Below are 23,174 nucleotides of genomic sequence, written 5' to 3' on the forward strand. Positions count from 1 at the left end.
ACCATTCAGAATTTTTGTATCAATCGGTAGCTGCCTTAGAACTTATCTTTCCAGGCCCTCAAGGCCGCAAAAACCTCACTCGCCGTCTGGTTGGGTTGACCGTTCCGTTCGTCTGCTTTTTGTTTAACGGATGTTTCAGCGGTGCGCAAAAACGGATTGGTGAGTTTTTCCAAAGCCAGGGTCGAGGGCAGGGTGATGATGCCCTGGTTGCGCTGCTGGGTGACTTTCTCCAGGCGGGCGGCAACGTCTGGGTTGGACGGCTCGACCGCGGCGGCGAATTTCAGATTGCTCAAGGTGTATTCATGGGTGCAGTAGACAAGCGTATCTTCAGGGAGCGCGGCGAGGCGGCCCAGGGAGTGGTGCATCTGTTCGGGCGTGCCCTCGAAAAGCCGTCCGCAACCGGCGGCGAACAGCGTGTCGCCACAGAACAGCAGGCCACTGTGGTAGTAGGCGATATGTCCCAATGTGTGCCCGGGAACCGCATAAACATCGAAGTCCAGGCCCAGCACATTGACTTTCGCGTGGTCGTTAAGGGCGATGTCTCGCGCCGGGATGTTTTCGCTGGCCGGGCCGTAGACGGTGGCGCCGGTCGCGCTTTTCAGCGCGGCGACACCGCCGACATGATCGTGGTGATGGTGGGTGACCAGGATGTCGCTCAAGACCCAGTCGGGATGAGCCTCGAGCCACCCCTGCACTGGCGCGGCGTCGCCTGGATCGACCACGGCGCAAGTCTGCGTCGAGTGATCTTGTAACAACCAAATGTAGTTATCGTTAAATGCGGGCAGGGCAGTGATCTGTATCATCGTCGAATTCGCCAAGCTCAAAACAAAGGCGCATCTTAGAACTTCCTGACGCGTTGGAGAATGCAATGACCGATGAAGCGTTCGCTCAGGCCGATCCTGACTGGCTGGCATTGATCAGCTCTGCCCGTGAGTGGCTGTCCGGCCCTGTCGGGCAATTTCTGCTGGAAGAAGAACGGCGCATGCTCGAAGACGAGTTGGGCCGGTTCTTTGGCGGCTATCTGGTGCATTACGGTCCTTCGGCGCAAACGCCACCGTCGGCGCCTCAGGTCCAGCGCAACGTGCGCTTGGGGGCGCCGTTGCCGGGCGTCGAGATCGTTTGCGAGGAGCAGGCCTGGCCCTTGAGCGAGCATGCCGCCGATGTGGTGGTGATGCAGCACGGCCTGGATTTCTGCCTGTCGCCCCATGGGCTGTTGCGCGAAGCCGCCAGCAGCGTGCGGCCCGGTGGGCATCTGTTGATCATCGGCATCAACCCCTGGAGCAGTTGGGGATTGCGCCATGTATTCGCCAGCGATGCGCTGCGCCAGGCCCGTTGCATTTCGGCCTCGCGGGTCGGCGACTGGCTCAACCTGCTGGGTTTCGCGCTGGAGAAACGCCGCTTCGGGTGCTATCGTCCGCCGCTTGCGTCGCCCAAGTGGCAGGCCCGATTGGCTGGCTGGGAGCGCAAGGCGGGTGACTGGCAATTGTCCGGTGGCGGCTTCTATTTATTGGTGGCGCGCAAGATCGCGGTCGGGCTGCGCCCGGTGCGTCAGGCGCGACGCGAGCCGATGGGCAAGCTGATTCCCTTGCCGATGGCCAAGGTCAACCGTCGCCACATCGAGCCGTAATCCCTTTATCGATGGTTCTGGCCGTATCCGGCTCCGGGCGCTGATCGGCCCTGGGCGGCGGCCTTTTGTTTTTTGGATTGATTGGCATGAGCGATAGCGTGGAACTCTTCACTGATGGCGCCTGCAAGGGCAACCCTGGCCCGGGTGGCTGGGGTGCATTGCTGGTGTGCAAGGGCGTGGAAAAAGAGCTCTGGGGCGGCGAAGCCAATACCACCAACAACCGCATGGAGCTGATGGGCGCCATTCGGGGGTTGGAAGAGCTCAAGCGTCCTTGCGACGTGCTGCTGGTGACCGACTCGCAGTATGTAATGAAAGGCATCAACGAGTGGATGGCGAACTGGAAGAAGCGCGGCTGGAAGACGGCGGCGAAAGAACCGGTCAAGAACGCCGACCTCTGGAAATTGCTGGACGAGCAGGTCAACCGCCACAACGTCACCTGGAAATGGGTACGTGGCCACATTGGTCACCACGGAAACGAACGGGCCGACCAGTTGGCCAATCGAGGAGTGGATGAGGTGCGCGGCTACAAGCAGTCCTGATCCGGCCGGATCTGATTTTTGGCAAATGGAAATAATCGTGGCGAGGGAGCTTGCTCCCGCTGGACCGGTCCGGCGCCTCGGGCGAAGCAGGCCCCTTTCGGCGGTCGCTGCGCAACCTAGCGGGAGCAAGCTCCCTCGCCACAAAAGCGGTCCCAGGCTAATCCCACCTCATAGCATGGTAAGATCCGCGCTTTTGCAAGACTGCCCGTTGAGAATTGAACACTGATGGCCAACAGATCTGTAGTACTGGATACCGAAACCACCGGCATGCCGGTGACCGACGGTCACCGGATTATTGAAATCGGCTGTGTCGAGCTGATGGGTCGGCGCCTGACCGGCCGTCATTTCCACGTTTACCTGCAACCGGACCGCGAAAGCGACGAGGGTGCCATTGGCGTGCACGGCATCACCAATGAATTTTTGGTGGGCAAGCCGCGTTTCGCCGAGGTGGCCGATGAATTCTTCGAGTTCATCCAGGGCGCCCAGCTGATCATTCATAACGCGGCGTTCGACGTCGGGTTCATCAACAATGAATTCGCCCTGTTGGGCCAGCACGACCGCGCCGATATCACCCAGCACTGCACCATTCTCGACACGTTGATGATGGCCCGGGAACGGCATCCGGGGCAGCGCAACAGTCTCGACGCCTTGTGCAAGCGCTACGGCGTCGACAACTCCGGCCGTGAGCTGCACGGCGCCTTGCTCGACTCCGAAATCCTTGCCGACGTCTACCTGACCATGACCGGCGGGCAGACCAGCCTGTCCCTCGCCGGTAACGCCTCGGACGGCAACGGCACCGGCGAAGGTTCGGGCAACCAGGCGACCGAAATCCGTCGCTTGCCTGCGGACCGCAAGCCGGCCCGGATCATCCGCGCCAGCGAAAGCGACCTGGCCGAACATGCCGCGCGTCTGGAAGCGATCGCCAAGTCCGCGGGCGCCCCGGCATTGTGGACGCAACTGGCTGAGGCGCAGGCCGCCGCGAATTGATCCGGATCCACGGTTCATACCGATCATTTCTCGCGACAATCGCCAGTACCTTCTAACCTGAAGCAAGGCAGGCCATGGATACCCGCTTGATGTGTGAAGATTCGAGAGGCAAGGGCAATGGATGGCACTGTGCCGTTGATTGCCTCAAGGAATGAGGACCTTTCCCTGTATGCAACCGGTCAAGAATCCCAAGCATCCCGGCCTCTCGGTACGCGTCGTCGACGACGGCTTTGCCGTGTATGTCTGGGGCAGTGATTTCAGTTTTGACGTCAGCGCCTACGGTACGCCGCAGATCGGCCGGCCGGTGAGCCAATGGCCGGTGACGCCGATCGTTCCCTACCGCAAGTGCTACGGTATCGATCCTGAAGAATTCGCCAGTTTCCGGGATGCCCCCGACAGCGAAATCTTCATGGCCTACCTGGACGACCAGCCAGTGGGTCACCTGGTGATCAGCACCAACTGGAATGGCTATGCCCATATCGATGAGTTGGCGGTGCATGCCCCGGCTCGCCGGCATGGGGTGGCCAAGGCACTGTTGGACGTGGCCCAGTTCTGGAGCCGCAAGAAAAAACTGCCGGGCATCATGTTGGAAACCCAGAACAATAACCTGGGTGCCTGCCGTCTCTACGAACGTTGCGGCTACGTGCTCGGCGGGATCGATCATTTGCGCTATCGCGGCATCGATCGGCATACCGCCGAGGTGGCGCTGTTCTGGTACCGGTTGTTCGACGATCCGCTGGGCATGACGATCAGTGGTTCAGCAACGCCTCGGCTTGTTCCGTAATTCGTTCCAGCAGCGCTTGGACCGTCGGCGAGGGCTGCACACCGTTCAGGCTCAGTGCGTAAAGGCAGATCGGAACGGCTGGTGACACCGGGCAGATATCCAGCCCGCTGCCCTTGGCGCCCGAGGCGGTGAATGGATCGACGATGGCGAGGCCTTCGCCGGCTTCGACCATCGCGCGCATCATCTGGTGCGTCTGCACACGAATCTGGATCACCGGTGCGGGGCGCAGCGCCGCGAGCTTGTGGTCGAATGCCAGGCTCAGCGGGTCATGACCATCAAGCCCCACCAGCGACTGGCCCGCCAAGTCCTGTATTGAAATGTATTTCTGCCGAGGTTGCAGCCAGCCGTGGGGCGCCAGCAATTGCAGTTTGCCTTGGGCGATTGTCTGGCAGTGGATGTCCGGGTGTTCCGGATCGTGCAGGCTCAGGCCCAAGTCGCTTTCACGCAGCAACAGGCTCTTGACGATTTCGCGGGTTGGTTCGCTGAGCAGGGTGCAAGGCGCATCCGGATGGCGCCGACGCAGGGCGGCGATGCCCAGGGGCAGCAACTGTTGCGCCAGCGGCGGGGTGCAGATGATGCGCAGGGGCGGGGCCTGATGATGTTTCAAGCTGCTGGCCAGCCGCTGTATTGGCTCGAGGGTGTCGTAAAGCTGCGTAATGCCTTCGCGCAACTCCAGGGTTTCGCGGGTGGCCTGCAATCGTCCGCGAACGCTGGCAAACAGCATGAAACCGAGCTGGGCTTCTGCATCGCGCAGGATCGACTCGACTTCGGCCACCGGCAATTGCAGCCATTCGGCCGCGGTTGCGAGGTGGCCGGTCTGCAGCAGCGCCTGGATCACTTCGATGTGGCGTAAACGCATGCAAGAAGTCCGTTTTAGGCAGGTAAGCCATTGGGAGGCTGAATCCTAACCCAATTACGGGTGCGACTTCTGCTCAAGAAACCGGGTTACAGCGCTATTTGCGGTTCGGGTTCGCGGATCAGTTCGATGCCGGACTGCACCAGGAGAAATTTCTCCTCATCCAACTTGCTGACTCGATCGCCAATGGCCAGCTTATAGGTGATGACATCCTTGCCAATGCCGTCCTGGGACGGGTCTGATTCTTGGAATTCATGCACAGAATAGACGCGTCCTTCAGCGTCCCGCGCATGAAACTGTCCGACAAGTACTGTTGCCATTGCTTAGAACCTCTGGAAATAGATCACTCGATTTGCGGTTCTGTAGACCTTTGCCGAGCGCGGTAAGTTTTCCTACAAGAAAAAAATAGTCCGTGCGGCAGGTTTTCGACGCTCCATTGGTCCAATTGTCGTGCCGATCATCTATAACTACAGGCTTCCTATGAGCCGACAATCGAGAACCTCTGATGAGTAATGTCTACAACGTTGCCGTTTTGGTGGGCAGCCTGCGCAAGGCGTCGATCAACCGCAAGATTGCGCTGGCGTTGGCGGAGCTGGCGCCAACCAACCTCAAGCTGAATATCGTCGAGATAGGCGAACTGCCGCTGTACAACGAAGACATTGACGTGACACCGCCCCAAGCCTACGCCAGGTTTCGCGAGCAAGTAGGCGCCGCCGACGCGCTGCTGTTCGTAACCCCGGAATACAACCGCTCGGTGCCGGCCCCTCTGAAAAACGCCATCGACGTTGGCTCGCGCCCTTACGGCCAGAGTTGCCTGAGTGGCAAGCCAGGCGCGGTGATCAGCGCTTCACCCGGTGCGATGGGTGGTTTCGGCGCCAACCATCATCTGCGCCAATCCCTGGTGTTTCTCGATGTGCCCTGCATGCAACAACCGGAAGCCTACCTGAGTGGCGCGGGGACCGCGTTCGACGAAGCGGGCAACCTCTCGGATTCGGTCAGGCCGTTTTTGCAGAAGTTCATCGATAGCTATAGCAAGTGGGTCGAGCAGCACAAGAAGCTTTGATCTGTGTTGACGGTGCCGGCGTTGGTTGTGCGGTTGTCCCTTAGATGGCGTCGGCCTCAATCGCGAGCAAGCTCGCTCCCACAGGAAACTGCATTCCAGATGTGGGAGCGAGCCTGCTCGCGATGGTGCCCAGAAGGGCATTTCAAAGCTTAGCCGTTGCCCGGCACATCCGGCCAAAGATTCGCCACAAGGAACGCCCGCTCGGCTTCTTCCCATTCGCCCTCGGCATTTTCCGTCAGGCGCACCATCAGTTGTGCCGGCGCCATGGGGTCGAGTGCGGTTCGCCAGGCGTCCAGTTGCGCGACAGTCCAGACCTGGTCCGGCGGATAATGGGCCGGGGCCAGCCAGGCGGCGCGGGGCAGGGGCTGCCAGCGGCCCGGAGGCCGTTGGCCGATGAACTCGGGCCAATCACGTTGATGCAGCCAACGGCCGCGCAAATGCCTGGGGTGCGCGCCGCTCGGTGGTTCGGCCTCGCCGGGCCAGGGGTAAAGCAGATAACCGCCGAGCCATAGGTGTGGGCGAAACGATTCGATGCCCAGCGCAGCCAGGGCCTGGCGACTTTCCGGGCGGGCTGAAATCGGCAGTTGGTGCTCGCGCAGGTGCGCCAGCTTGCGGTCGAGACGGTCATGGCAGCCGGGGCCGAGCCATTGCGCAGTGTCGTGGCCGTTGCCCTGTTGCGGGCCCAGGTACAGCTTGATCGCCAGTTCCAGGTGGTGCACACCTTCGCCATCGCGCAGCAACAGGTCCAGTTCCCCCAGCGTATGGCCTTCGCGACGGATCGGCAGGTTCGCCGCGATCAGTTCGATGCCCGGCGCGTGTTGCACGGCAAACTGCCACAGCCTTTCGTAATACAGGCCCAGGCGCCGCGTCCGACCTTGGGACAGGCATTGGAGCAGCGGGTAGCTGTCGCGGTCCAGCTGGCGAAGCCAATGCTCCAATCGATGGGGTTGCTGCACCCAGTCGCTGCCCGCCAGCGGGTGACGCTGGGGCCAAGGGGTGTCGATGAGCATCGGTGGGGCGACGATCACCCACGCCAGATCCCGCACTTCGGGATGGCGCAGGCGGCGGGGCAGGTCCAGCAACTCAGGGAACAGGATCATCTTGCGAGCATAGCCGTTGCGCTGGAGGCTTAAAGAATTTTGTCTACGGAGCGCTTTCGCCCATAATCGTATTTTTCGCCCGTCGCAGACCCCGCAGGAGCCTCATGGAGCAATTTCGCAATATCGGCATCATCGGTCGCCTGGGCAGTTCACAGGTGCTGGACACCGTTCGCCGTCTCAAACGCTTCCTCCTGGAGCGGCACCTGCATGTGATCCTCGAAGACACCATCGCCGAAGTGCTGCCGGGCCACGGTCTGCAGACATCGTCGCGCAAGATGCTCGGCGAAGTCTGCGACATGGTCATCGTCGTCGGCGGCGACGGCAGCCTGCTGGGCGCCGCCCGGGCCTTGGCGCGGCACAACATTCCGGTACTGGGCATCAACCGTGGCAGCCTTGGCTTCCTCACCGATATCCGCCCGGACGAGCTGGAAATCAAGGTTGCCGAGGTACTGGACGGCCATTATCTGGTGGAGAACCGCTTCCTGCTGCAAGCCGAGGTCCGTCGTCACGCCGAGGCCATCGGCCAAGGCGATGCCCTCAACGACGTGGTGCTGCACCCCGGCAAGTCCACCCGCATGATCGAATTCGAGCTGTACATTGATGGCCAGTTCGTCTGCAGCCAGAAGGCCGACGGCCTGATCGTCGCGACGCCCACCGGTTCCACCGCCTATGCGCTGTCGGCGGGCGGGCCGATCATGCATCCCAAGCTCGACGCTATTGTGATTGTGCCCATGTACCCCCATACCTTATCTGGGCGACCCATCGTGGTCGATGGCAACAGTGAACTGAAAATCGTCGTGTCCAAGGATATGCAGATCTACCCGCAAGTATCATGCGACGGCCAGAACCATTTCACCTGCGCGCCAGGTGACACCATCACCGTCAGCAAAAAGGCCCAGAAGCTGCGCCTCATCCACCCGTTGGATCACAACTACTACGAAGTCTGCCGGACCAAGCTCGGCTGGGGCAGTCGTCTGGGGGGTGGAGGCGACTGATGCTCGATCCCGCGCGCAGTTACGACCTGATCGGCGACGTGCACGGATGCGCCTTGACCCTGGAACACCTGCTTGACCGGCTCGGTTACCACAAGCAGGGCGGGGTCTGGCGGCATCCGTCGCGCATGGCTGTGTTCCTCGGAGATATCATCGACCGTGGCCCGCGTATTCGCGAGGCGCTGCACATCGTCCACGACATGGTGCAGGCCGGCCAGGCGCTGTGCATCATGGGCAACCACGAATTCAATGCGCTGGGTTGGAGCACCCCGGCACTGCCGGGCAGCGGCCAGCGCTACGTGCGTGAGCACACGCCGCGCCATGCCCGCCTGCTCAACGAGACGCTGAGCCAGTTCGAGCAGCACCCTGGCGAGTGGCGCGATTTCCTCAAATGGTTCTATGAGCTGCCGTTGTTTGTCGATGCCGGCCGTTTCCGGGTCGTGCACGCTTGCTGGGATGCCGGCCTCATCGAACCCTTGCGTGGCCTGTTTCCGAATGGCTGCGTCGACGAGCATTTTCTCCAGGCGTCGGCCGAATCCGGCAGTTTCGCCTGTACGGTCTTCGACCGCCTGCTGCGGGGCACCGACATGCGCCTGCCCCATGGCATGACCCTGACGGGGGGCGATGGCCTGACGCGGGCATTCTTCCGCACCAAGTTCTGGGAAGACAACCCGCAGACCTACGGCGACATCGTGTTCCAGCCTGATGCATTGCCAGAACCTGTGGCCCGCACGCCATTGTCCCCGGATGAAAAAAACAACCTGCTGCGTTATGGCGTCGATCAGCCGATGTTGTTCGTCGGCCATTATTGGCGCAGCGGCAAGCCTGCGCCGATCCGCTCGAACCTGGCGTGCCTGGACTACAGCGCGGTGCTCTATGGCAAGCTCGTTGCGTATCGCCTCGACCATGAAACCCGCCTGGATCCGCACAAGTTCGTCTGGGTCGATGTCGAGCGACCGGAGGTGGTGCAATGAGCGTCGTCGCGGTCCTGCGCCTGCCCCTGGCGGTAGACCTCAGCGGTTTCGTCAAACTGCTGCAACGCATGCAGGTCCCCCATCGCGTCAGTGAAGAGGCGGGTGAGCAGGTGCTCTGGGTGCCGAACGAGATCAGCGAAGACGTGCGCTCGTTGTATGCGCGATTCCCTGCTGGCGATCCCGAGCAACAGCTGGAACTGCCGGACAAGGGCAGCACTTCCCGGCGAACCGGGTTCGTGCAACAGCTGACCCGCAGTCCGGTGACGGCCCTGGTATTGCTGCTGAGCCTGATCGTCAGCGCCGTGACCCTGCTGGGGGACAATCTTGAAACCTTGCGCTGGCTGACCTTCCTCCAGTTTCGCATCGTCGGCGAGTACATCCAGTTCACACCGCTGGCCGATAGCCTGGCGGCGGGGCAGTGGTGGCGCCTGGTGACGCCGATGCTGATTCACTTCGGCTTCCTGCACATCGCCATGAATGGCATGTGGTATTGGGAGCTGGGGCGGCGGATCGAAGCGCGCCAGGGCGGCATCAACCTGTTGGGGCTGACGCTGCTGTTCAGCCTTGTCTCCAATTTCGCCCAGTACTTTTTCAGCGGCCCGACGCTGTTCGGCGGGTTGTCGGGAGTGTTGTACGGCCTGCTGGGGCATTGCTGGATCTACCAACTGCTCGCACCGAACCCGGCCTATCATTTGCCCCGAGGGGTGCTGGTGATGATGCTGGTGTGGTTGCTGCTGTGCCTGTCCGGGCTGGTTTCGCTGATCGGTTTCGGCGAGATCGCCAACGCGGCCCATGTCGGTGGGCTGCTCGTCGGCTGCTTCACCGGGCTGTTGGGCGGGCTGTTCGCTCGCCGTAAAATGTCTCTTTGACAGGCGCCTGTGTCTTTTGAAAATGCGCGATTGCGCGGAGAATCCATGTCTTCCTTCAACGAAATGATCCAGAACATCACCCCCGACATCTACCGCAGCCTGAAGTTGGCCGTGGAGATCGGTAAATGGGCCGATGGCAACAAGCTCACCGCCGAGCAGCGCGAGCTGTCGCTGCAGGCGATGATCGCCTGGGAAATCCAGAACCTGCCCGAGGAAGAGCGCACCGGCTATATGGGCCCGCAGGAATGCCAGTCCAAAGCCATCGAAGTGCCCAATATCCTGTTCAAGTCGGATGCCATCCATTGATCGAGATTGGCCGCGGTGCAATCAGCAAGATGTCGGCGCGCCTTGACGGGCCGACTGTTCAATATGCCTTTCGCCTGGGTGACGTCGAGGTGCCGGTCAATCCGTTGATCGGCAGCACGATTCGCCTGCAATACCTTGGTGCGATCCACTGCACCCATTGCGGACGCCGGACCAAGACCAGTTTCAGCCAGGGTTATTGCTACCCTTGCATGACCAAGCTGGCCCAGTGCGACCTGTGCATCATGAGCCCCGAGCGCTGCCATTTCGACGCGGGCACCTGCCGCGACCCAGCGTGGGGCGAGCAGTTCTGCATGACCGATCACGTGGTCTACCTCGCCAATTCGTCGGGCGTGAAAGTCGGCATCACCCGCGCCACGCAGTTGCCGACCCGCTGGCTCGACCAGGGTGCGAGCCAGGCGCTGCCGATCCTGCGGGTCGCCACCCGCCAGCAGTCGGGGTTCGTCGAGGACCTGTTCCGCAGCCAGGTGGCGGACAAGACCAACTGGCGCGCCTTGCTCAAGGGCGACGCGGCGGCGGTGGACTTGCCCGCCATCCGCGATTCCCTCTTCGAAAGCTGCGCCCCGGGCTTGCAGGGCCTTCAGGAACGATTCGGCTTGCAGGCGATCCAGACCATAGCGGACGTCGAACCCATCGAGATCCGTTACCCGGTGGAGCAATACCCGGCCAAGATCGTCAGCTTCAACCTGGACAAGGACCCGATCGCCGAGGGCACGCTGTTGGGAATCAAGGGCCAATACCTGATTTTCGACACCGGCGTGATCAATATTCGTAAATACACGGCTTACCAGCTCGCCGTGCATCAGTAGAAGGATTCGACCCATGCGCACCGAACAACCGAAGATGATCTACCTCAAGGACTATCAGGCCCCCGAGTACCTGATCGACGAAACACACCTGACCTTCGAGTTGTTCGAGGACCACAGCCTGGTCCATGCGCAACTGGTGATGCGCCGCAACCCCGAGCGCGGTGCCGGACTGCCGCCGCTGGTGCTCGATGGCCAGCAGTTGGAATTGCTGTCGATCAAGCTCGACGACGCCGACCTGGGGCAGGGCGACTACCAGCTCGATGACAGCCACCTGACCTTGCAGCCCAAAGCCCAGGCGTTCACGGTCGATACCACTGTGCGGATCCATCCGGAAACCAATACAGCGCTGGAAGGCCTCTATAAATCCGGCAGTATGTTTTGCACCCAGTGCGAGGCCGAGGGGTTCCGCAAGATCACTTACTACCTCGACCGCCCTGATGTGATGAGCAAGTTCACCACCACGGTAGTGGCCGAGCAGCACAGCTATCCGGTGCTGCTGTCCAACGGCAACCCGATTGCCAGCGGCCCCGGCGAAGACGGTCGGCACTGGGCGACCTGGGAAGATCCGTTCAAAAAACCCGCCTACCTGTTTGCACTGGTGGCCGGTGACCTGTGGTGCGTCGAAGACACGTTCACCACCATGACCGACCGCACCGTGGCGCTGCGCATCTACGTCGAGCCAGAAAACATCGACAAATGCCAGCACGCCATGACCAGCTTGAAGAAGTCGATGCGCTGGGACGAAGAGGTGTACGGTCGCGAATACGACCTCGACATTTTCATGATTGTCGCGGTCAACGACTTCAACATGGGCGCCATGGAAAACAAGGGCCTCAATATCTTCAACTCCAGCGCCGTGCTGGCCCGTGCCGAAACCGCCACCGATGCCGCGCACCAGCGGGTCGAGGCGATCGTTGCCCACGAATATTTCCATAACTGGTCGGGCAACCGCGTGACCTGCCGCGACTGGTTCCAGTTGTCGCTCAAGGAAGGCTTCACGGTGTTCCGCGACGCCGGCTTCTCGGCGGACATGAACTCGGCCACCGTCAAGCGTATCCAGGACGTGGCGTACCTGCGTACCCACCAGTTTGCCGAGGACGCGGGGCCAATGGCCCACCCGGTGCGCCCGGACAGCTTCATCGAGATCTCCAACTTCTATACCCTGACCGTGTACGAAAAGGGCTCGGAAGTGGTCGGCATGATCCACACCCTGCTGGGGGCCGAAGGCTTCCGCAAGGGCAGCGACCTGTATTTCGAGCGTCACGACGGCCAGGCCGTAACCTGCGACGATTTCATCAAGGCCATGGAAGATGCCAACGGTGTCGACCTGAGCCAGTTCAAGCGCTGGTATAGCCAGGCCGGTACCCCACGGCTGGTGGTGAGCGAGTCCTACGACGCAGCGGCCAAGACCTACAGCCTGACCTTCCGCCAGAGCTGCCCGCCAACCCCGGACAAAGCGGAAAAACTGCCGTTCGTGATTCCCGTCGAGTTGGGCCTGTTGGACAGCCAGGGCGGTGAAATGCCCCTACGCCTGAACGGCGAAGCGGCGGCCAGCGGCACGACCCGGGTGATCTCGGTGACCGAAGCCGAGCAGACCTTCACCTTCGTCGATATCGCCGAGAAGCCTCTGCCTTCGTTGCTGCGCGGTTTCTCCGCACCGGTGAAACTGAGCTTCCCATACGACCGCGACCAACTGATGTTCCTGATGCAGCACGACAGCGATGGCTTCAACCGCTGGGATGCCGGCCAGCAGTTGTCGGTGCAGGTGTTGCAGGAACTGATCGGCCAGCACCAGCGGGGCGAGAGCCTGGTGCTGGATCCACGGCTGGTCAGCGCATTGCGCACCGTGCTGTCGGATGAATCGCTGGATCAGGCGATGGTCGCGGAAATGCTCTCGCTGCCAAGCGAAGCCTACCTGACCGAAGTCAGCGAAATCGCCGACGTCGAGGCGATCCACGTCGCCCGCGAGTTTGCCCGCCGGCAATTGGCGCAGGACCTGTTCGAAGCCTTATGGCTGCGCTATGAGGCCAATCGCGACCTGTCCCGGCGCACGCCTTACGTGGCCGAGGCTGAACACTTCGCCCGTCGCGCGTTGCAGAACATTGCGCTGTCGTACCTGATGCTGACCGACAAACCGCAAGTGTTGAGCGCGACGCTCGATCAGTTCGACACTGCCGACAACATGACCGAGCGCCTCACGGCGCTGGCGGTGCTGGTCAACTCTCCGTTCGAAACCGAGAAGACTCGCGCCCTGGAAGTGTTCGCGGAAAACTTCAAGGGCAACCCACTGGTCATGGACCAATGGTTCAGCGTACAGGCGGGCAGCCCGTTGCCGGGTGGCCTGGCGCGGGTCAAGGCGCTGATGGAGCACCCTGCGTTCAACATCAAGAATCCGAACAAGGTGCGGGCGTTGATCGGCGCGTTCGCCGGGCAGAACCTGATCAACTTCCACGCCGCCGACGGTTCGGGCTACCGCTTCCTGGCGGATCTGGTCATCCAGCTCAACGGTTTCAACCCGCAGATCGCCTCGCGGCAACTGGCGCCGCTGACCCGGTGGCGCAAATACGACAGTGCCCGCCAGGCACTGATGAAGGCCGAGCTGGAGCGCATCCTGGCGTCTGGCGGGTTGTCGGCCGATGTGTTTGAAGTGGTGAGCAAGAGCCTGGCTTGACCAGGCTTCGCGCTGCCTTTTGTGGCGAGGGAGCTTGCTCCCGCTGGCCTGCGAAGCAGGCCTGCTCTTGATTCGTTTCGCCACTGAAGGCGCGTGAACCAGGAAAAGGGAGTCCTCCGGCCTCCAGCGGGAGCAAGCTGCCTCGCCACAGTCATCATTCTCACGAATATCTTCTGATTCACCCCTTCCCGTTATCCCCATGGTTAACAAAAGATAACGTGGCGTCGATTGTCAGACCTTTCGAAAGCCCGATAGGATAGGTTCCGCTTGCGAGTGGCTCTAGATTGCAGGTTTCAGGGCTATGCTCCAAGCCTGGCAACGTACCAAGCCATAACAATAATAATGGGGGAAAGGTCTATGAATGAGCCTGTCATGGCTGTGGGCCGCTGCCGGCCGCCGATGCTGCGCCGTGTGGCGTTGCTGGCCTCGGCGCTCTCACTGCTGGGCTCCGCCGTCTTGTCGGCACCCGTGCTGGCGGTGGCCGCATCGACATCCGATGTCATCTATTCCGTCGAGTCGGCCAAGGCCAGCAAGACCCTGATGCTTGATGTGGTCCAGGCCGGCCAGCGACTGGTGGCGGTCGGTGACCGTGGCCACATCGTCTATTCCGATGACCAGGGTAAATCCTGGACCCAGGCCAAGGTTCCGACCCGCCAGCTGCTCACTGCGGTGTTCTTCGTGGATGACAAGCATGGCTGGGCCGTAGGACACGACGCGCAGATCCTCGCCAGCGTCGACGGCGGCACCACCTGGACCAAGCAATTCGAAGACCTGCCTCGCGAGGCGCCCTTGCTGGACGTCTGGTTCCAGGACGCCAGCCATGGGTTCGCCGTGGGTGCCTACGGTGCGCTGTACGAGACCAACGATGGCGGCAAGCACTGGGAAGACGCCAGCGACCGCCTCGACAATGAAGATCAATACCACCTCAATGCTGTTACCGCCGTGAAAGATACAGGGCTGTTCATCGTCGGCGAGGCCGGCAGCATGTTCCGTTCCTCCGATTGGGGGCAGACCTGGGAAAAAATCCAAGGCCCTTATGAAGGCTCGCTGTTTGGCGTCGTTGGCACAGCCCAGCCTTCGACCCTGTTGGCCTACGGCCTTCGCGGCAATCTTTATCGTTCCACCGATTTTGGCACGACCTGGGAGCAGGTCGAGCTCAAGGCCGCCCGTGGCGCGCTGGAGTTCGGCTTGTCGGGTGCAACGCTGTTGCCGGACGGCTCGATCGTCATCGTCGGCAACGGTGGCAGCGTGATCCGCAGCACCGACGATGGCGTGACGTTCAGCGTGTTCAACCGTCCGGATCGAATTTCCGTGGCGGCCGTCACGTCGGCGGGCAACGGTAACCTGATCCTGGCGGGACAGGGCGGTGTTCGCGCCACCACGTCCACTGGCGCCGAATTGAGCAAATGAGCCGGACCTGTCAGACGGGCACAATAACAACAAGGCGGACCCCATGAGCAGTCATCACCAAGACAAGGCGACGTTTCTCGAACGCCTGATTTTCAACAACCGCCCGGCAGTGATCGTCATTTGCCTGCTGGTCAGCATCTTCCTTTTCTGGCAGGCGACGCTGATCCGGCCCTCCACCAGTTTCGAAAAAATGATCCCCCTCGAGCATCCTTTCATCGAAAAGATGCTCGAACACCGCAACGATCTGGCGAACCTCGGCAACACGGTGCGGATCTCCGTTGAAGCCACTGACGGCGACATTTTCTCCAAGGAATACATGGAGACCCTGCGCCAGATCCACGATGAAGTGTTCTATATCTCCGGCGTTGACCGCTCCGGGCTCAAGTCGCTGTGGAGCCCGAGCGTGCGCTGGACCGAGGTGACGGAGGAGGGCTTCGCCGGCGGTGAGGTGATTCCCCAGAGCTACGATGGCTCGGCGGACAGCCTCGACTTGTTGCGCAACAACGTGCTCAAGTCCGGCCAGGTCGGGCGCCTGGTGGCGAACGACTTCAAATCGAGCATCATCGATATCCCGCTGCTGGAGTCCTACCCGGACCCGCAAGACCAAGGCAAGTTGCTCGCCCTGGATTACCGCAAGTTTTCCCATGAGCTTGAAGACAAGATCCGCAACAAGTTCGAAGCCCAGAACCCCAATGTGCAGATCCATATCGTCGGTTTCGCCAAGAAGGTCGGCGACCTGATCGACGGCCTGGTCATGGTGGTGATGTTCTTTGGCGTGGCCTTCGTGATTACGTTGATCCTCCTGTACTGGTTCACGAACTGCATGCGCAGCACCGTGGCGGTGTTGAGCACCACATTGGTGGCGGTGGTCTGGCAGTTGGGGCTGATGCACGCGGCGGGCTTTGGCCTTGACCCCTATTCGATGCTGGTGCCGTTCCTGATCTTTGCCATCGGCATTTCCCATGGCGTACAGAAAATCAACGGCATCGCCTTGCAGTCCAGCGAAGCGGACAACGCGCTGACGGCTGCCCGGCGTACCTTCCGCCAGTTGTTCCTGCCGGGGATGATCGCGATCCTGGCCGATGCCGTCGGCTTCATTACCTTGTTGATCATCGACATCGGCGTGATTCGCGAACTGGCCATCGGCGCCTCCATCGGTGTGGCGGTGATCGTGTTCACCAACCTGATCCTGTTGCCGGTGGCGATTTCCTATGTAGGCATCAGCAAGCGGGCCGTCGAGCGCAGCAAGAAAGACGCGACCCGCGAGCATCCGTTCTGGCGCCTGCTGTCGAAGTTCGCCAGTGCCAAGGTCGCGCCGGTGTCGATTGCCTTGGCGGTACTCGCTTTCGGCGGCGGCCTCTGGTACAGCCAGAACCTGAAGATCGGCGATCTGGACCAGGGCGCACCCGAGCTGCGACCGGATTCGCGCTACAACCAAGACAACAATTTCATCATCAGTAACTATTCCACCAGTTCCGATGTGCTGGTGGTGATGGTCAAGACCAAGGCCGAAGGCTGCTCGCGCTATGAAGCCATGGCGCCGATCGACGAGCTGATGTGGAAGATGCAGAACACCGAGGGCGTGCAATCGGCAATTTCCCTGGTGACCGTGTCCAAGCAAATGATCAAGGGCATGAACGAGGGCAACCTGAAATGGGAAACCCTGTCCCGTAACCCCGATGTGCTCAACAGCTCCATTGCCCGGGCCGATGGCCTGTACAACAACAGCTGTTCCCTGGCGCCGGTGCTGGTGTTCCTCAACGACCACAAGGCCGAGACCCTGGACCGCGCGGTGAAGGCGGTGCAGGACTTCGCCAAGGAGAACAACCGCGATGGCCTGGAATTCATCCTGGCCGCCGGTAACGCCGGCATCGAGGCCGCCACCAACGAAGTGATCAAGGAATCGGAGCTGATCATCCTCATCCTGGTTTATATCTGCGTCGCGACGATGTGCATGATCACCTTCCGCTCCTGGGCGGCGACGCTGTGCATCGTCCTGCCGCTGGTGCTGACGTCGGTGTTGGGCAACGCGTTGATGGCCTTCATGGGGATTGGCGTGAAGGTCGCGACCCTGCCGGTGGTGGCCTTGGGTGTAGGGATCGGCGTGGACTACGGCATTTACATCTACAGCCGCCTGGAGAGTTTCCTGCGGGCCGGCCTGCCGTTGCAGGAAGCGTATTACCAGACGCTGAAGTCCACCGGCAAAGCGGTGCTATTCACCGGGCTGTGCCTGGCGATCGGGGTGTGCACGTGGATCTTTTCGGCCATCAAGTTCCAGGCTGACATGGGCTTGATGCTGACGTTCATGCTGCTGTGGAACATGTTCGGCGCGTTGTGGCTGCTGCCGGCCTTGGCGCGCTTTCTGATCAAGCCGGAAAAACTGGCGGGGCAGAAGGGCAATTCGCTGTTTGCCCATTGACCGATGCAGTACCTTCAGCACAGCCCAGGTGGCGAACTGATGTAGGAGCGAGCTTGCAAGCGATAGCGGTGTGACAGTCAATGAAGGTGTCGAATGTCCATCCGCCAGCGCGAGCAAGCCCGCTCCCAGGCTTTCATGTACCTCGATCACGGCGCCAACGGTAGAAACCTGCTTTGCGCCAGTGACCGGCCTATCTGGCCACGATGCACGTTTACAACCGCATAAGGGCTGTCGGCCTTGGCAAGCAGCGAATGATAATGTTCGTGGCGTTGTTCCTTGGTCTTGAGGTGGGCGACGGTGTAGTCAGCTTTCGGCGAATCCACCGTTTCATAGTGAAAATGCCCATACCAGAGCGGGAAACCCTTGCGGTCATTGACCGCGTATTCCTGGAGGAAGTCCTTGCGAGTGCCCTTCAAGGGCTGGCGTTTGCCGAGCAGCGCGACTTGAATCAGGTTTTTATCGAACAAGTAGCGAAGGTTGCCGTCGGTGGGCGGCAGGTGCAGGCTCAGTTCGGTGCGCAAGGCACTGCCTTTGCTGCCCAGACTTGAAATCGCATCCGACAATTGCTTGCCCAGCGCCTGGTCCGCCGCTGTGCGAGATGTTTTCGAGGCTGTGAAGGCGCGGTCCAGTTCATCGGCGAGCACACGGAAGCGACTGGCTTCGTTGCTCATGATTTCTTCGATCTCCTGGGGATGTCGGCAGCGCTTTTTGTAGTCATCGGCGCGGCGCAGGCGTTCCGCCAACTGTCCCAGCAGGGCCTGTGCATCGGCCTTGATTGCTTTGATGGAGCGCGTTCGGGGAGCGGGCCGTGGTCGACGCACTTCGACGACATCCCAGACATCGTCGTGTTGCGAATACGTGGAAAGCACCTCGTCATTGGCTTGCGAGCGCAGCTCCACGACTTCGATCGGCAAGCTGGTACCCGCAGGCTTCAGGTCGCCAATCAGCACGCCGTTCTTTCGCGTCTTGATCACCTTCTTCTGAGGACGGCCGGAGGGCGACTTAGGCCGTTTTGACGGGCGCTTGCGAGGTTTTGGCTCGGGTTTGACTTCGGCGGCAAGCTTGCTGGAGGCGTCTTGGTACAGGCTGTCGACCAGTGAGATCAGCTTGTCGAAGTACGCTTCGTTGATGTCGTCGATATAGAGCGTCTTCATGCCGAGCAAGGCATCCAGCGTCTTGGCGTATCGCTCGGTCAGGCTTTCCAACACTTCCAGATGCTCAAGCTCAGGCAGGTCGTACATGCCCAGTTCCGAGTGCGAGCGCACCTGCTCTCCCAAAGGCTGGAGGATACGAAACAAGCTGTCGGGCAGGTCGCTCTCCGGGTGCTTGATCGACAGCAACGGCAATGTCGCCAGTTGCAGGGCCTTGGAACCCAAGGCATTTCGCTCGTCCAGTGGACGGTCTTTGACCAGACGCTCGTAGACCTGGGCGCCTGCGCTGTCCAGGTTCAACAGTCTGTCCAGGTACTCATCCTTGAGTTCCAGCCAGTAGATGGCCCGCTCATTGATCTCGACGGTCTGATCGAGGAATTTCAGATAGTCCCTCATGTTGGAAGTGACGGCCGTCAACACCAATTCTTCCCCATAGTTCGGGTTGGCTGCATTGAGGGCGCGTTGCTCCATATCAGTGACCAATACCGCCCTGCGGGCGTTGATGACCACATTTTCCATCAGCGCACGGATTTCCTTGGCGGGAATATCGATACCCAACCTGGCATGTTCCGGCGCCCTGTCGAGCATCGTCAGGTAAATGTCGACCTGTTCTTTGTTCAGGTCATAGAACACTTTGCGCCTGGGGCCCCGCTGGTTTTCGGTTTTGGTGCTGTCATTTTCTACTCTGTTGAGTATCTGTTGAGCGACGTCCAGCTCCGTTTGCAACCTATCAATGCGCTTCCTCATCGCATTTGTCTCTTCGATCAAGGTGATGGTTCTTTTAAAGTTCAGTTGCCGTTGCTCGGCAATGCGTTTAGGCGGCATGCCCCCCTGAGGCGCAGGCTCAGGTCAATGGACCAGTTGCCTTGGCCATCCGTTTGCAGCGCCGGGCCCATCCTGAGCCGGTCGAGCGGGTCGACGATCCTGGTGCTGCCGTCCGCTTCCGGGCTGATTCGATACAAGTTTTCGTTCACCAGCGCGTGCCATTTGTTACCGATCACATAGAGGCCCTTGAAGGGACCGTAGTGGATCGGTTCGGGGAGAGATTCGGGGCGGGGTACTTGCATGCGTGCCAGTTGGGTGCGTTGCTGCGACGTCAGGCGATGACGGGCGCCGGTGAAACTGAAATCGAGAATGCGGTCGAGGGCGCCGGAATGCGCGTCGGGCAGGGAAACGGATCCTTCCAGGATGGCCGGCACCGGCGGCGCCGGCCATTGTTCGGCCGTGGCACGTGGAGCAGGGGCCTGCATGGCCTGCTCCTTGACCGTTTCGGCGATGGGCACGCGTGGTGGCGCCGGGCTGGCGTGCAACTGGCTGGTCAGCATGGCGAGGTTGACCAGAAAATCGACGGCAGCCAGCTCCCGTGTCACAGGGTCTTCGCTGATCAGGGCGGGAATGTCGCGACTGGCGCTGGCCATCAAGCTCCATAACCAGACCGCGGACATGGCCGGGCCTCGCAACAACGGGAACAGCAACGTGTTGAACAACAGGCTGCCGCCTTCCAGCAATGCCGCCCAGCGGCTTTCGCTGTTCGAGACGGAGTTTCGGTCGGCCTGTGTGATCAAGGCCTGTGCGTTGCAGCCATACAGGTACTGGAGCAGTTCGCCTCGGTGCAGGTACTGCAGCAACTCGTCATTCATGCCATCGGTGGCAAGCGTGGCCGGGACGGGTTTTTCGGGGGCGCTGAATTCGTCGCCCTGGAAAAAACGCACGATGTGCGGCTCCGTAAAGCCACCGTTGGCATACACCGAGCGCGCCGCGTCGGACATCCAGGTCAGGACGCTGGTTTGCAGGTCGCCCGTAGTGGCGATGGCCTGTTGCAGCGCCAGGCGGGTGGGAAACTCCATCAGCGAGGGCACGTACAGCGGACGGTACAACAGATGCGGGCCGGTGCTGGCGTCCTGTGCTTCGACGATAAACATGTTGCTCGCGATGTCGGGCTGGGCCTGGGGTTTGCGCAGAAAGGCCAGGTGACGCATGACAACGGGTTGCCCGTCGACTTGTCGACCCTCGGTGTCGGGTTGGAAAACCGCTTCGATGAGGCGCAGCCCTTGGCGGGTCATGCCGTTTTTTTCGGTGAGCACTTGCCGCAGCGCTTCGAGCGGTAACTGCGCCGGGACCTGTTCGGCAAATATCTTTTGCTGCTCACGGGCTTGGGACGAGTCGCCCAACAGCTCTTGTTGCAGGTAGCGAGGATAGGTCGTGCCGATGTCGACTTGCTCGATCAGCCCGTTCTTGCGGGTGATGAAATCTGTTGTCAGCCAGGCCGGCAATGACAGGCCCTGCCGGTGGGAGAGTTGCAGATGGCCGCTGGGACGGGCGACAAGATTGTCGATGGCCAGGCGGGTAAGGCTCATCGTCCTGCGTTCGCTGATACCGGCGGTGCCGGGATATCCCGCGGACACTGTGAAGATCAGCTCGATATCATCGGGTTGGTACTGGCTGGGGTCGGCCTTGTCCGGGCTGATGTCATTGGTTTTGTTCATTTGCGTGAGCAGCGCCTCGGCGGCAAAGGCCTTGATGTCGCTGGGGTGGCTTGGGCCTTGAATCCGACTCCTGAGACTGGCCAGCGCCAGGCTGTACCGCTGGAATCGGCCGCAATCGGCCAGGGATGCATTTTTCAACCAATCGGGGAGTAGCGGCGCGAGTCGAGCCGATGTCTCAGGCGTCAGCCTTGGTGCATCGCGCAGGCATCGCGTCGGGTCGCTCAAGTCGCTGTACAGCGCACTGAGGTTCGCCAGGCCGATTTTTGACGGCAGTTGCACGGCCTTCAGCTCGGTGAGTTGTTGCTCCAGGATCAGCGCGGCCTGGGTGTCGAAAACGTCGCCGTCGAGCTCGTAGCGTTGGCAAGTGATCGTGTCGACCACATAGCGATTGGCGATCTGTTCGCGCCAATGGCGATTGAAGGCGTCCAGCGATTCGAAAGGTCGGATGGCGGCGCCCGGGCTGCATAGCAAGAGCGTAAGCCCGTACTCGGTGTAATGCATGAGCAGAAGATCGCTGCTCGGCAGCACCGAGGACACGGCGCCTTTGGTCAGCACGCTGTTCAGGCCATACACGTATACTGCGGAGGCATTGCGCTGGAAACGTTGCTCGCGGTCCGGCCACCGGACGATCTGGTCCAGCGCCTCGCAGGCGGGCACCGTCAGGCCCGGTTGCTGAAGCCTGCGAATATGCAACGAGATCCTCAGCGTATCGCCCAGCCAATGCCAGCGGCTGGTGCGGGCAGCCACCTGGGTATGGGAGATGGTTTCGGCATCGCCGTTCCAATAGCGGGTCAATGCTTCTTCGAGCCCGATCGGCACGGTCCAGGGCAGCTCATGCAGCAGTTTCTCGACAACCTTCATGTCGAGCCTGTCGTTGCCCGACCAGAGACGGCTGGGGACCGAGTCGGACAGATAACAGTCCAAATTACCCCGTGAACTGAAATCCACTGGCGTGCCGAGGGCCAGGTAATCGAGCACCAAGGGCATGAAGGGTTGGTAGTTCCAGCCTTGGGCGGCCTCGTTCGGTGTCGCCAGTCGGGTCTTGTCGAGGTCGATGGCCAGCGCGGGGTATTTTTCCCTGAGGGCTTGCCCGAGCACCTGCTGGACAACCTGCTTGAAGGTCGGGCGGGCGGACATCGGGTTGATGGTGTGCGCGGCGGCCGGCGGGCTGCCGGCCGAGGAGAGCGTGTTCATGAGAATTCCTTTTCTGGACGCATGGCCGTCGGGATGACGGCGAGAGTCAAGTGTCGGGATTCTCTTTCCCTGCGTGCGGTATATAGGTACCACCCGCTGGGGATGGCTTGTGTCAGGCCGGGGCGGGATCGCTGCCCAACACCACGTTCAAGGCGCTGCGGGCATCATCCAATTGCACCAGGGTGGCGTGGCGTGCGCCGAGGGCGTCGCGGTTCTCGATGGCGGTGAGGATCGCCTTGTGTCGCGGCATCGCCAGTTCATGCAGGTTGGGCCGCTGGTTGGAGTGCTTGAGCGCTTCGGCAATGGCCACGGACAACATGTTGCAGAGGTTGGCGAGCAGGTCGTTGTGGGTGGCGTCGGCGATGCGGCTGTGGAAATCCAGGTCCGGTTGCAGCAGCGCTTCGGGAGTCGGTGCCGCTTCCATGCGTTGGTAGGCTTCGCTGATGGCGGCAATGTCTTCGTCGGTGGCGAACTGCGCGGCGAGCGCGGCGGCGGCCGGTTCGATGATGCTGCGCACGCTGGTAAGCAGGCCGAAGAATTCATTCTGCGGGCTGCTTTGCATCAGCCAGTGCAGTACGTCCGGGTCGAGCATGTGCCATTCCCGACGGGCCTTGACCACCGTGCCCACTCGCGGCCGTGAATACACCAACCCCTTGGCGACCAACACCCGCGTGGCTTCGCGCAGCACGGGGCGGCTGACGGCGTACTCTTCGCACAGCAACGCTTCGGCGGGTAGTTTGTCGTCGGGCTTGAAGCGGCCGGAAACGATCTGTCTGCCCAGTTCCTGGACGATGCGCGCATGCATGCTTTTGCGGTCGGAGGGTTTACGGTAATCCATGGGACGCGGCGCGATCCTGTGTGCGTGGGGTGCTGCGCATGATAGCAGGCGCGGCAGATATTCATCAGGCCAAACCCTTGG

General features: G+C 61.1%; 20 protein-coding genes. 13 read left to right on the forward strand and 7 right to left on the reverse strand.

What is annotated here, in order from left to right; genetic code table 11:
* Positions 1 to 35 precede the first annotated feature (35 nt).
* Positions 36 to 803, reverse strand: coding sequence for a hydroxyacylglutathione hydrolase (gene gloB / locus J3P81_RS11010; protein WP_434564099.1), 768 nt, complete (start codon positions 801 to 803; stop codon positions 36 to 38).
* Positions 804 to 868: 65 nt separating this feature from the next.
* Here gloB and J3P81_RS11015 point away from each other — a divergent pair, with 65 nt between their 5' ends.
* The 4 genes from J3P81_RS11015 to J3P81_RS11030 all read left to right on the forward strand — a co-directional run bounded on the left by J3P81_RS11015 (position 869) and on the right by J3P81_RS11030 (position 3,937).
* Positions 869 to 1,627 (forward strand): class I SAM-dependent methyltransferase, encoded by a 759-nt coding sequence (locus tag J3P81_RS11015; RefSeq protein WP_420766562.1) that lies wholly within the window; start codon positions 869 to 871, stop codon positions 1,625 to 1,627.
* An 86-nt stretch (positions 1,628 to 1,713) separates the two neighbouring features.
* Positions 1,714 to 2,166, forward strand: a complete 453-nt coding sequence (rnhA, locus tag J3P81_RS11020; protein ID WP_420766561.1) for a ribonuclease HI — start codon at positions 1,714 to 1,716, stop codon at positions 2,164 to 2,166.
* Positions 2,167 to 2,391: 225 nt separating this feature from the next.
* Positions 2,392 to 3,153, forward strand: a complete 762-nt coding sequence (gene dnaQ, locus J3P81_RS11025) for a DNA polymerase III subunit epsilon (RefSeq protein WP_420766560.1) — start codon at positions 2,392 to 2,394, stop codon at positions 3,151 to 3,153.
* Between the two features lie 169 nt (positions 3,154 to 3,322).
* The gene (locus tag J3P81_RS11030) at positions 3,323 to 3,937 is read left to right on the forward strand and encodes a GNAT family N-acetyltransferase (protein WP_420766559.1); all 615 of its coding nucleotides are present in this window, start codon (positions 3,323 to 3,325) and stop codon (positions 3,935 to 3,937) included.
* Here J3P81_RS11030 and J3P81_RS11035 read toward each other — a convergent pair.
* Complete coding sequence (locus tag J3P81_RS11035; RefSeq protein ID WP_434563733.1) at positions 3,903 to 4,796, reverse strand: LysR substrate-binding domain-containing protein; 894 nt, start codon at positions 4,794 to 4,796, stop codon at positions 3,903 to 3,905. The two genes, J3P81_RS11030 and J3P81_RS11035, sit on opposite strands and share 35 nt — an antisense overlap.
* Before the next feature lie 86 nt (positions 4,797 to 4,882).
* Complete coding sequence (locus J3P81_RS11040; protein WP_420766557.1) at positions 4,883 to 5,113, reverse strand: hypothetical protein; 231 nt, start codon at positions 5,111 to 5,113, stop codon at positions 4,883 to 4,885.
* Between the two features lie 185 nt (positions 5,114 to 5,298).
* Here J3P81_RS11040 and J3P81_RS11045 point away from each other — a divergent pair, with 185 nt between their 5' ends.
* On the forward strand, positions 5,299 to 5,856 hold the full coding sequence (locus tag J3P81_RS11045; protein ID WP_420766556.1) for an NADPH-dependent FMN reductase: 558 nt from the start codon (positions 5,299 to 5,301) through the stop codon (positions 5,854 to 5,856).
* A gap of 149 nt (positions 5,857 to 6,005) precedes the next feature.
* On the opposite strand, the gene J3P81_RS11050 is transcribed toward J3P81_RS11045, so the two are convergent.
* On the reverse strand, positions 6,006 to 6,956 hold the full coding sequence (locus J3P81_RS11050) for a DUF1853 family protein (RefSeq protein WP_434563735.1): 951 nt from the start codon (positions 6,954 to 6,956) through the stop codon (positions 6,006 to 6,008).
* A 104-nt stretch (positions 6,957 to 7,060) separates the two neighbouring features.
* Here J3P81_RS11050 and J3P81_RS11055 point away from each other — a divergent pair, with 104 nt between their 5' ends.
* From J3P81_RS11055 to J3P81_RS11090, 8 genes are all read left to right on the forward strand, one after another.
* Positions 7,061 to 7,951, forward strand: coding sequence for an NAD(+) kinase (locus J3P81_RS11055; protein WP_003180647.1), 891 nt, complete (start codon positions 7,061 to 7,063; stop codon positions 7,949 to 7,951).
* Entirely contained in the window at positions 7,948 to 8,922 is a 975-nt protein-coding gene (locus J3P81_RS11060; protein ID WP_434564100.1) for a metallophosphoesterase, read from the forward strand. Before J3P81_RS11055 ends, J3P81_RS11060 begins: the two co-directional genes overlap by 4 nt.
* Complete coding sequence (locus J3P81_RS11065) at positions 8,919 to 9,791, forward strand: rhomboid family intramembrane serine protease (protein ID WP_434563737.1); 873 nt, start codon at positions 8,919 to 8,921, stop codon at positions 9,789 to 9,791. Before J3P81_RS11060 ends, J3P81_RS11065 begins: the two co-directional genes overlap by 4 nt.
* Before the next feature lie 45 nt (positions 9,792 to 9,836).
* Positions 9,837 to 10,097: a YeaC family protein gene (locus J3P81_RS11070; protein WP_420766553.1), complete on the forward strand. Its 261-nt coding sequence runs from the start codon at positions 9,837 to 9,839 to the stop codon at positions 10,095 to 10,097.
* Positions 10,094 to 10,924 (forward strand): DUF2797 domain-containing protein, encoded by an 831-nt coding sequence (locus J3P81_RS11075; protein WP_434563739.1) that lies wholly within the window; start codon positions 10,094 to 10,096, stop codon positions 10,922 to 10,924. Before J3P81_RS11070 ends, J3P81_RS11075 begins: the two co-directional genes overlap by 4 nt.
* A 13-nt stretch (positions 10,925 to 10,937) precedes the next feature.
* Positions 10,938 to 13,595 carry an aminopeptidase N gene (gene pepN, locus J3P81_RS11080; protein WP_434563741.1) on the forward strand — a complete coding sequence of 886 codons (2,658 nt, stop codon included), beginning with the start codon at positions 10,938 to 10,940 and terminating at the stop codon, positions 13,593 to 13,595.
* 357 nt (positions 13,596 to 13,952) lie between these two features.
* Positions 13,953 to 15,005 carry a WD40/YVTN/BNR-like repeat-containing protein gene (locus J3P81_RS11085; RefSeq protein WP_434563743.1) on the forward strand — a complete coding sequence of 351 codons (1,053 nt, stop codon included), beginning with the start codon at positions 13,953 to 13,955 and terminating at the stop codon, positions 15,003 to 15,005.
* Positions 15,006 to 15,048: 43 nt separating this feature from the next.
* A complete protein-coding gene (locus J3P81_RS11090) occupies positions 15,049 to 17,424 on the forward strand; it encodes an efflux RND transporter permease subunit (RefSeq protein WP_434563745.1) in 2,376 nt (791 codons plus the stop codon).
* A 146-nt stretch (positions 17,425 to 17,570) separates the two neighbouring features.
* Here the strand turns inward: J3P81_RS11090 and J3P81_RS11095 are convergent, their stop codons facing one another.
* The 3 genes from J3P81_RS11095 to J3P81_RS11105 form a co-directional block, all read right to left on the reverse strand.
* Positions 17,571 to 19,208 carry a hypothetical protein gene (locus J3P81_RS11095; protein ID WP_434563747.1) on the reverse strand — a complete coding sequence of 546 codons (1,638 nt, stop codon included), beginning with the start codon at positions 19,206 to 19,208 and terminating at the stop codon, positions 17,571 to 17,573.
* A 155-nt stretch (positions 19,209 to 19,363) separates the two neighbouring features.
* A complete protein-coding gene (locus tag J3P81_RS11100; protein WP_434563749.1) occupies positions 19,364 to 22,255 on the reverse strand; it encodes a dermonecrotic toxin domain-containing protein in 2,892 nt (963 codons plus the stop codon).
* A gap of 112 nt (positions 22,256 to 22,367) precedes the next feature.
* Positions 22,368 to 23,093, reverse strand: a complete 726-nt coding sequence (locus tag J3P81_RS11105) for a FadR/GntR family transcriptional regulator (RefSeq protein ID WP_434563751.1) — start codon at positions 23,091 to 23,093, stop codon at positions 22,368 to 22,370.
* Positions 23,094 to 23,174: the final 81 nt, after the last annotated feature.

The sequence above is a fragment of the Pseudomonas sp. R1-6 genome, assembly GCF_051132115.1.
Classification (GTDB): Bacteria; Pseudomonadota; Gammaproteobacteria; order Pseudomonadales; family Pseudomonadaceae; genus Aquipseudomonas.

Excerpts from the sequence above, each read along its gene's own strand:
- J3P81_RS11050 (WP_434563735.1), bottom strand. The coding sequence starts at position 6,956 with ATGATCCTGTTCCCTGAGTTGCTGGACCTGCCCCGCCGCCTGCGCCAT.
- J3P81_RS11085 (WP_434563743.1), top strand. The coding sequence starts at position 13,953 with ATGAATGAGCCTGTCATGGCTGTGGGCCGCTGCCGGCCGCCGATGCTG.
- J3P81_RS11035 (WP_434563733.1), bottom strand. The coding sequence starts at position 4,796 with ATGCGTTTACGCCACATCGAAGTGATCCAGGCGCTGCTGCAGACCGGC.
- pepN (WP_434563741.1), top strand. The coding sequence starts at position 10,938 with ATGCGCACCGAACAACCGAAGATGATCTACCTCAAGGACTATCAGGCC.
- dnaQ (WP_420766560.1), top strand. The coding sequence starts at position 2,392 with ATGGCCAACAGATCTGTAGTACTGGATACCGAAACCACCGGCATGCCG.
- J3P81_RS11090 (WP_434563745.1), top strand. The coding sequence starts at position 15,049 with ATGAGCAGTCATCACCAAGACAAGGCGACGTTTCTCGAACGCCTGATT.
- J3P81_RS11100 (WP_434563749.1), bottom strand. The coding sequence starts at position 22,255 with ATGAACACGCTCTCCTCGGCCGGCAGCCCGCCGGCCGCCGCGCACACC.
- J3P81_RS11030 (WP_420766559.1), top strand. The coding sequence starts at position 3,323 with ATGCAACCGGTCAAGAATCCCAAGCATCCCGGCCTCTCGGTACGCGTC.
- J3P81_RS11055 (WP_003180647.1), top strand. The coding sequence starts at position 7,061 with ATGGAGCAATTTCGCAATATCGGCATCATCGGTCGCCTGGGCAGTTCA.
- gloB (WP_434564099.1), bottom strand. The coding sequence starts at position 803 with ATGATACAGATCACTGCCCTGCCCGCATTTAACGATAACTACATTTGG.
- J3P81_RS11040 (WP_420766557.1), bottom strand. The coding sequence starts at position 5,113 with ATGGCAACAGTACTTGTCGGACAGTTTCATGCGCGGGACGCTGAAGGA.
- J3P81_RS11070 (WP_420766553.1), top strand. The coding sequence starts at position 9,837 with ATGTCTTCCTTCAACGAAATGATCCAGAACATCACCCCCGACATCTAC.
- J3P81_RS11065 (WP_434563737.1), top strand. The coding sequence starts at position 8,919 with ATGAGCGTCGTCGCGGTCCTGCGCCTGCCCCTGGCGGTAGACCTCAGC.
- J3P81_RS11015 (WP_420766562.1), top strand. The coding sequence starts at position 869 with ATGACCGATGAAGCGTTCGCTCAGGCCGATCCTGACTGGCTGGCATTG.
- rnhA (WP_420766561.1), top strand. The coding sequence starts at position 1,714 with ATGAGCGATAGCGTGGAACTCTTCACTGATGGCGCCTGCAAGGGCAAC.
- J3P81_RS11045 (WP_420766556.1), top strand. The coding sequence starts at position 5,299 with ATGAGTAATGTCTACAACGTTGCCGTTTTGGTGGGCAGCCTGCGCAAG.
- J3P81_RS11105 (WP_434563751.1), bottom strand. The coding sequence starts at position 23,093 with ATGGATTACCGTAAACCCTCCGACCGCAAAAGCATGCATGCGCGCATC.